General features: G+C 63.5%; 1 protein-coding gene. It reads right to left on the bottom strand.

The window, feature by feature from the left end:
• Window positions 1-326 (bottom strand): NAD(P)(+) transhydrogenase (Re/Si-specific) subunit beta (locus V3391_RS17645; RefSeq protein ID WP_332079755.1); only part of this gene is annotated, 326 nt, incomplete at both ends.

Below are 326 nucleotides of genomic sequence, written 5' to 3'. Positions count from 1 at the left end.
CAATCGGAACTTGTATTTGCCTGACAGTTTGCCGAACGCGATCACCGAACCGGAGAACGTAATCGCGCCAACAAAGGTCCCGATAAACAGCTCGATGCGATTCCCAAACGGCAGCGCCTCGCCTACCGCAGCAATGCCAAACGCGTGCGGCTCCGACACCGCCGCCACCGCAATGCACACCGCCGCGAGACCAATCAGCGAGTGCATCGCCGCCACCAGTTCCGGCATCTTGGTCATCTCGACTTTTTTGGCCAGCACCGCGCCGATGCCGCCGCCGACCACCACGCCCAGCGCCACCAGCGGCAAGCCCAGACCCGCCGTGCCAG

The sequence above is a fragment of the Luteimonas flava genome (genome assembly GCF_036584485.1).
Taxonomy (GTDB): Bacteria; Pseudomonadota; Gammaproteobacteria; order Xanthomonadales; family Xanthomonadaceae; genus Luteimonas; species Luteimonas flava.
This window is presented reverse-complemented; position numbering and strand designations above follow the sequence as displayed.